A 7,668-nucleotide genomic window follows, 5' to 3' on the forward strand; every position below is an offset into this window, starting at 1 on the left:
GTACGTATACGCGCTGTCGCTACTCGATGAAGACAAGCCTATGAGCTTTGATGAAGAGGGCGAAAAGTATTACTACGATCGGGAAGAAGCCGATTGGGCGGAGGATGAAGACGCTTTAAATGAGTTATGGCAAAAACGCGTTAAATATGACGCACTTAACTTAAAATTGGCGGGCAAAGAGTGGCCTGATATTGTTGAAACCTTAGGTAAACGCTACAACAGCGCACTTAACCGTCTAACAAACTCAAAAAGCGAAGATGCATTTCAGGCAATTATGAATGCCTTTGCTCGCTCAATCGAACCACACACGAGCTATCTATCACCTGCTAACTCTGAGCGTTTCCAGCAAAATATGAACCTCGAGCTAGAGGGCATTGGTGCTGTTTTACAGTCAGAATATGATTACACGGTAATCCGTAGCTTAGTACCGGGGGGGCCCGCTGATAAAACGGGTGAGCTTTCGCCTGAAGACAAAATCATCGCCGTAGGACAAGGTGTTGGCGATGACGCCGAGGATTTTGTCGACATTATTGGTATGCGTCTTGATGACGTTGTCGACATGATTAAAGGGCCCAAAGGATCGTCAGTCCGTTTACAAGTGCTTGAAGCGTCTCAAGGCGTGGGTGGTACACCTAAAGTCGTCGAAATTGTCCGAGACAAAGTAAAGCTTGAAGACCGTGCCGCCAAAGCGCACGTGGAAGTGCCGGACGAGGGACCTAATAAAGGCCGTAAAATGGGCGTTATCGAAATCCCCGGTTTTTATAACAATCTCACTGCAGACGTTAAGAAACTACTCGATGACCTTAAATCTAAGGAAGTTGAGGGGATCGTGGTCGACTTGCGTAGTAATGGTGGTGGTGCGCTTAACGAAGCCATTAGCTTGACCGGGTTGTTTATTGATCAAGGACCGGTTGTTCAAGTGAGTGACGGACGCGGTCATGTTGAAGTCAGTAAAGATCGTGATGGTGTGACCTACTACGACGGTCCGCTGGTGGTCTTGGTTGATCGCTATAGTGCGTCGGCTTCTGAAATTTTCGCCGCAGCGATGCAAGACTACAAACGCGCACTGATTGTCGGTGAAAACACCTTCGGTAAAGGTACTGTGCAACAGCATCGCGGCTTAAACCGTCGTTTCGATTTCTTTAGCGAACCGTTAGGTAGTGTGCAGTACACTATCGCTAAGTTTTATCGTATCGACGGCGGTAGCACGCAATTAAAAGGTGTGGCGCCGGATGTCACATTACCTTCTTACATTGAAGCGTCGGAGTGGGGTGAAAGCCGCGAAGATAACGCTTTACCGTGGGATCAGATTAAGCCAGCGCAATATGATACCTTCAGTTATCTTGATAGTGCTGAAATTCAGTCGTTAAACAAGAACGCTCATGAACGTTTAGAAAAAGATCCGGAGTTTGCGTATATTTTCAAAGATATTGAGGAACTACGCAAAAATATGGAAAAGACCTGGGTTAGCTTAAACCTTGAAGAGCGTGAGAACGAGCAGGCCGCTGATAAAAAAGAACGATTACAGCGCGTCAATGAACGTCTCAAGCGTATGGGAATGGAGCCAGTTGAATCCATCGATGACGTCGATGATGAGGTCTTGGAGGTTGATCCTTACCTTGATGAAACCATCTCGGTTGCGTTTGAGTTTATTGACGACGTCAAGTTGGCACAGAACGACTAAGCCAATGCTCATAGAACCGCTTAAAAAACCGTCACTTTGTGGCGGTTTTTTTACGTATGCTTGGCAACCCAAGCAGTTTGTGGTCAACTACCGCGTTATACTAAAAAAATGATCTAGAACAACAATGAAAAACACAGCATCAATTTCAAGTCGTTGGTCAAGTCGGTTGTCATTTATTCTGGCATCGTCTGCAGCAGCCGTGGGCCTCGGAAATATTTGGAAGTTTCCTTACGTAATGGGTGAAAACGGAGGCGGTGCCTTTGTTTTAGTTTACCTACTCTGTATCGCCTTTATCGGCATTCCCATCATGATGGCGGAAGTCGTTATAGGTCGCCGTGGACGCCACTCTCCTGGCTACGCCGCTGAGCAAGTCGCAGTCGAATCAAAACGCAGTAAACATTGGCAAGTTGCAGGTTGGCTTGGCATGTTAACGGGCTTTTTGGTATTGAGCTTTTATGCGGTTATTGCGGGTTGGGCGCTTGATTACGTGTTTAAAGCGGGTAGCGGCGCATTTAATGGCGCATCAGCGGAGCAGGTCGGTGGGTTATTTACCGGCATGCTGTCATCGGCTAACGAACTGATGTTGTGGCATACACTGGTATTAGTGGGTGTTGTTATTGTTGTTGGTAAGGGCGTGAATAAGGGCTTAGAGCGCTCTGTGAGGTTTTTGCTCCCTGCCATGTTCGTCCTATTAGTTGCGTTGGCATTCTACGCCGGCAATATAGGTGCCTTTGGCGAAGCATTTGAGTTCATGTTCAAACCTGACTTCTCCAAACTATCGATTAATGGCGTCATGATTGCACTGGGACATTCATTTTTTACGCTGGGTTTGGCTTCGGGCGTTGTCATTATGTATGGCGCTTACTTACCGAAAGAAACCTCTATAGTACAAACCAGTATTTGGATTGCTGTAATTGATACGCTTGTCGCATTAATCGCTGGTTTAGCTATTTTCCCTCTGGTATTCGGTTTTAATCTGACACCCAGTGAGGGGCCCGGGTTAATTTTCACTACATTGCCATTAGCCTTTGGGCAGATGCCTGGCGGCCAGTGGGTAGGGACTATTTTCTTTACTATGCTTGTCATTGCAGCATTTACATCTGCCATCGCAATGATCGAAGCTTCTGTGGCTTTTGTCTCAGAAAAATTCAACTTATCGCGTTGGCCATCAACCATTATATCAGCCAGTGTATTATGGTTACTGGGTCAACTAACGATTCATTCTTTTTCGGGCAGTTCGTGGGCACAACTCAGCACTGAGTGGTTAGGTAAGCCACTGAACTCCATTTTTGACGTGATTGACTTACTTACATCGAGCCTATTGCTTCCTCTCGGTGGGTTGCTGTTAGCGATTTTAGCGGGTTGGGTTATGACGCGCGATAATGCTAAAGATGAGCTCGATACGAGTAAAACCATGTTCGACGTTTGGCATCTGTGCCTTAAGTACGTCGCACCGATTGCTATCATTATTATCTTTCTTCAACTTATTGGCATTATCGAGATCTAGGATAACGCGTTCATGACACAACAAATAAAACAGCCTACGCTTTTTCAGGCATTGATTCCGCTCGTTGCGCTGGTCATTATGTTGGCCTCGTCTGTTTATTTTTTTGGTGAGGACTCATCGTACGGACCGAACCAGATTGCACTTTGGATAGCCGCAGGTATTGCCTGTATTATCGGCTTCAAGAATGGTTTCAGTTGGGAGCAGATAGAGAAAGGCATTCAAGAGGGGATATCTGTTGCCCTGGGCGCCATGCTGATTATTCTTGCAGTGGGGTCACTGATCGGCACTTGGTTGCTCTCTGGTACCGTACCGACACTGATTTACTACGGTTTAGAGCTGTTAAACCCTGGGCTTTTTTATGCTGCTAGCTGTATTATTTGCGGCATTATCGCCTTATCTATTGGTAGCTCATGGACCACTGCTGCAACTATCGGTGTGGCATTAATGGGCGTTGCCTCGGGCATGGGACTCGACCCTGCTATCGCAGCCGGCGCTATTGTTTCGGGCTCGTATTTTGGCGATAAGATGTCGCCGTTATCCGATACTACAAACTTGGCACCTGCAGTCAGCGGTACTGAATTGTTCGCTCATATTCGCTATATGGGTTATACCGCTGGCCCCGCGTTCATTATCTCAGTAACAACTTTCCTATTCTTGGGGCTTAACGCAGACTCGTCGGTCTCGCTTGAGAAACTGAATCAAATGCAAAGCCTGCTCGATAATACCTTTAATATCGGTTGGGCAATGTTAGTGCCTTTAGGTGTTTTGCTATTCTTAGCTGCAACTCGCAAGCCTGCACTACCGACCGTATTTTTTGGTGCACTATTAGGTGGCGTTTGGGCACTCATTTTTCAGCCCGACATGGTGCAACAGATGGCAGGTGGTAATGACACCTTTTTATCGCACCTGAAAGTAATCTGGCTCGCCATGTCTGATGGCACGACCGTCAGTACCGGAAGTACAAACCTTGATTCGTTATTGAGCGGCGGTGGTATGTCGAGCATGCTTAATACGCTGTGGTTGATACTAAGTGCCATGACATTCGGTGCGGTGATGGAAAAGTTAGGCTTACTGAAACGCTTTATTCAAGGCATGCTAAAGTCAGCAAAATCAGTGGGCAGCTTGATTACTGGTACGTTGTTCACATGTTTTGGTGCAAACGTGCTAACAGCCGACCAGTACATGGCTATCGTGTTGCCTGGACGTATGTTTAAAGAGGAGTATCAACGTCGCGGTTTGGATCCTCGAGTACTGTCTCGGACATTGGAAGATAGCGGTACGTTGACTTCAGCATTGATCCCATGGAATACCTGTGGCGCGTATATGTTTAGTGTATTGGCGGTCAGTCCACTTGATTATGGTATTTATGCATTCTTTAATTACTTAACACCGTTAATTGCGATTGTACTGGCTTACACCGGATGGACCATTTTATATCGCCAGCCAGAGATGACTGAAAATACTCAAACGTCGTAAAGAGGGTTTATGTCACAAAAAAACGCGAAATATCGTAAAGATTACCAAGCACCTAAGTTCACCATTGATACGGTGAACTTAGTTGTTGAATTGGATAAGACACAAACACGCATTACTAACACCATGAAAATAAAGCGCCAAGGCGATCACCGTGATGCGTTGGTGCTTGACGGCGAGCACATAGCGCTCGAAAAGGTTGTTTTAAACGACCAAACACTGGATGCCTCAGACTACGCAGTGACTGACTCGACGCTGAGCGTTGAGGTTGAGCAAAATGAGTTTACGCTGACAGTCGTCAATACGTTAGACCCATCCACTAACAAAGCACTGGAAGGACTTTATCTAGCGGAAGGCACTTTTTGCACCCAATGTGAGGCAGAGGGCTTCCGCCGTATAACGTACTATTTAGACCGTCCCGATGTGTTGGCGACATTCACCACCAAAGTCATCGCACCGAACGGCGACTATCCTCACATTTTGGCGAATGGCAACAGCATCGAACGCGGTGAGGAGGCAGGCAAGCCGTTTGTCACTTGGCATGACCCATACCCTAAACCGAGTTATTTATTTGCTTTGGTATGTGGTGATTTTGATTTACTCGAGGACACCTTCGTGACGCGCGAAGGACGCGAAGTCGCGCTACAGTTATTTGTCGATAAAGGTAACTTAGATCGCAGTGAGCACGCGATGGTGTCCTTAAAAAATGCGATGCGTTGGGACGAGGAGCGCTTTGGTCTTGTTTACGACCTCGACATTTACATGATTGTCGCGGTCGATTTCTTCAATATGGGCGCTATGGAGAACAAAGGACTCAATGTCTTTAACTCTAAATATGTGCTTGCCAACCCCAAAACGGGTACCGACCAAGACTTTTTAAATATCGAATCGGTGATCGGTCATGAATACTTCCATAATTGGACGGGAAACCGTATTACGTGCCGCGATTGGTTCCAGCTTTCGCTGAAGGAAGGTCTAACGGTATTTCGTGACCAAGAGTTTAGTTCTGACTTAGGTTCACGCGCCGTTAACCGTATTCAAAACGTCAAAATCATCCGTAGTCACCAGTTTACTGAGGATGCGGGACCTATGGCGCATCCGATTCGACCTGACAAAGTTGTGGAAATGAATAACTTTTATACGGTGACTGTGTATAACAAAGGCGCGGAAGTTATTCGTATGATGCATACCTTGCTAGGCGAAGCGGGTTTTCAACGGGGCATGCAGCTGTATGTGGAACGCCACGATGGGGCGGCAGTAACCTGCGAAGATTTTGTCAAAGCGATGGAAGATGCGAATCAACGTGATTTATCCGTTTTCCGCCGTTGGTATGAGCAAGCGGGAACGCCGAGCGTCGAGGTTGAAACAGCGTTTGATACTGAAAAGCAGCAACTGGTGATCAACACGCGTCAGACGGTTCCGGCTACGCCCGGTCAGGCGGAAAAACGGCCTATGCATATTCCAATGCGTGTCTCGGCGTACGCTCCTAAGGGTGAGCGCATAGCGCTCGCTGAAAACCTGTTAGAGCTGACTGAAGAGCGTCAAACTTTTTATATCAATGGCGAATTCTCACAGCAGTTAGCATCTGACGAAGCGCCGATTGTTTCGGTATTTGACGACTTTTCTGCACCCGTTAAAGTGCAACGCAACTTACCTGAGCAAGCGATGTTGACCTTAATGGCTCATGCAGACGATCCAGTAAGTCGTTGGGATGCTGCACAGCAGCTCTTTACCCGTCGTGTCGTTGATGCGGTTAAATCGCAGTCGACGGTGGATGTAGATCAGGCGCTCGTTGATGCCTGTGAACGGTTGATTACATCAGACACTGACCCGGCGCTGATTGCGTTAACATTAACATTGCCGAATGCAGCAACTGTCGGCGAGTATTTCGATACCATTCAGATCGATACCATTGTTCATAACTTGCGACAGTTAAAACGTCAGTTGGCTGAACAGTTGCACGGCACGATGAGTGCACGTTATGCCGCTATTTATGATGAACTACAGCAGCGTGACTACCGCTTAGCAGGTGAAGATATAGCACTGCGGCAATTGCAAAATGTGCTGTTAGGTTATCTCACCGTAGCCGGTGACAATTACGTAAACCTAAGCCAAACGCAGTTCGATAACGCTACCAATATGACTGATCGACTCGCCGCTCTGCAGGCGTCCGTCTGGGGTAATGCGTCGAACTCGACGACTTTAGTCGAAGCATTTGATAAACAATGGCGCGGTGATAAATTGGTCATGGATAAATGGTTCCAAACGCAAGCGTTGGCGGACACCGATGGCACAATCGCTAACATCAAGGCGTTAATGAAGCATCCAGATTTTAGCCTGGATAACCCGAATCGAATTTATTCGTTGTTGGCAGCGTTCACGCAAAACAGCGCGCGATTCCATCAATTTGATGGGGCAGGCTATACGTTAATTGGTGATGTGATTTGCCAATTGAATGATAAAAATCCGCAAGTCGCCTCGCGCTTAATTTCGAGTTTTATGTCATGGAAGCGTTATGATGCCGAGCGACAGGCGCTGATGAAGCAACAACTGGAGAAAATCCAAGCGTTGCCGAACTTAGCCAGTGATTTACAAGAAAAAATTGAAAATAGTTTAGCTGCATAACTATTTTAACCAAATAGATAGTTGGGGGTTATCCTGTGATTGAATATCGTTTTTCAATTTCTATGTCGTATCAGGAATTTATCGATATTTATTACGGTGGTGGCGCCCAACATTTAGTTGTACTGTCTGATACTAACGTACGAATTGCCATTCCGGCAGGTCGTATGGTTCCTTTCGTTGACTCAACTGGCGTATCCGGCCGGTTCATTATCCAGCTTGATAACAATAATAAATTCGTATCCCTGAAGCGTCTTTAGCCCTTATTTTGGATAGTTATTAAGTTATTTTTCATAAGCTTTAATTTACGCTGGTCTAAACACTCATTTATTGCACGAATATGCGTTGAAAGCCCGCGCTAAATGTCCGACAATAACATCAA

Annotated in this window: 5 protein-coding genes; all 5 read left to right on the plus strand. The window is 46.5% G+C overall.

Annotation, left to right across the window (positions count from 1 at the left end; translation table 11 throughout):
• On the plus strand, positions 1 to 1,684 hold a 1,684-nt coding region (locus B2X00_RS10325; RefSeq protein ID WP_290487455.1), incomplete at its 5' end, for a carboxy terminal-processing peptidase.
• 124 nt (positions 1,685 to 1,808) lie between these two features.
• Positions 1,809 to 3,191 carry a sodium-dependent transporter gene (locus B2X00_RS10330; protein WP_290487456.1) on the plus strand — a complete coding sequence of 461 codons (1,383 nt, stop codon included), beginning with the start codon at positions 1,809 to 1,811 and terminating at the stop codon, positions 3,189 to 3,191.
• A 12-nt stretch (positions 3,192 to 3,203) separates the two neighbouring features.
• A complete protein-coding gene (nhaC, locus tag B2X00_RS10335; protein WP_290487457.1) occupies positions 3,204 to 4,667 on the plus strand; it encodes a Na+/H+ antiporter NhaC in 1,464 nt (487 codons plus the stop codon).
• A 9-nt stretch (positions 4,668 to 4,676) separates the two neighbouring features.
• Positions 4,677 to 7,289: an aminopeptidase N gene (gene pepN, locus B2X00_RS10340; protein WP_290487458.1), complete on the plus strand. Its 2,613-nt coding sequence runs from the start codon at positions 4,677 to 4,679 to the stop codon at positions 7,287 to 7,289.
• A 35-nt stretch (positions 7,290 to 7,324) separates the two neighbouring features.
• On the plus strand, positions 7,325 to 7,546 hold the full coding sequence (locus B2X00_RS10345; protein ID WP_290487459.1) for a DUF2835 family protein: 222 nt from the start codon (positions 7,325 to 7,327) through the stop codon (positions 7,544 to 7,546).
• Positions 7,547 to 7,668 lie beyond the last annotated feature (122 nt).

The organism is Idiomarina sp. UBA3162, assembly GCF_002364475.1.
Taxonomy (GTDB): domain Bacteria; phylum Pseudomonadota; class Gammaproteobacteria; order Enterobacterales; family Alteromonadaceae; genus Idiomarina.

Coding starts and splice junctions, on each gene's coding strand:
- B2X00_RS10330 (WP_290487456.1), top strand. CDS start 1,809: ATGAAAAACACAGCATCAATTTCAAGTCGTTGGTCAAGTCGGTTGTCA.
- nhaC (WP_290487457.1), top strand. CDS start 3,204: ATGACACAACAAATAAAACAGCCTACGCTTTTTCAGGCATTGATTCCG.
- pepN (WP_290487458.1), top strand. CDS start 4,677: ATGTCACAAAAAAACGCGAAATATCGTAAAGATTACCAAGCACCTAAG.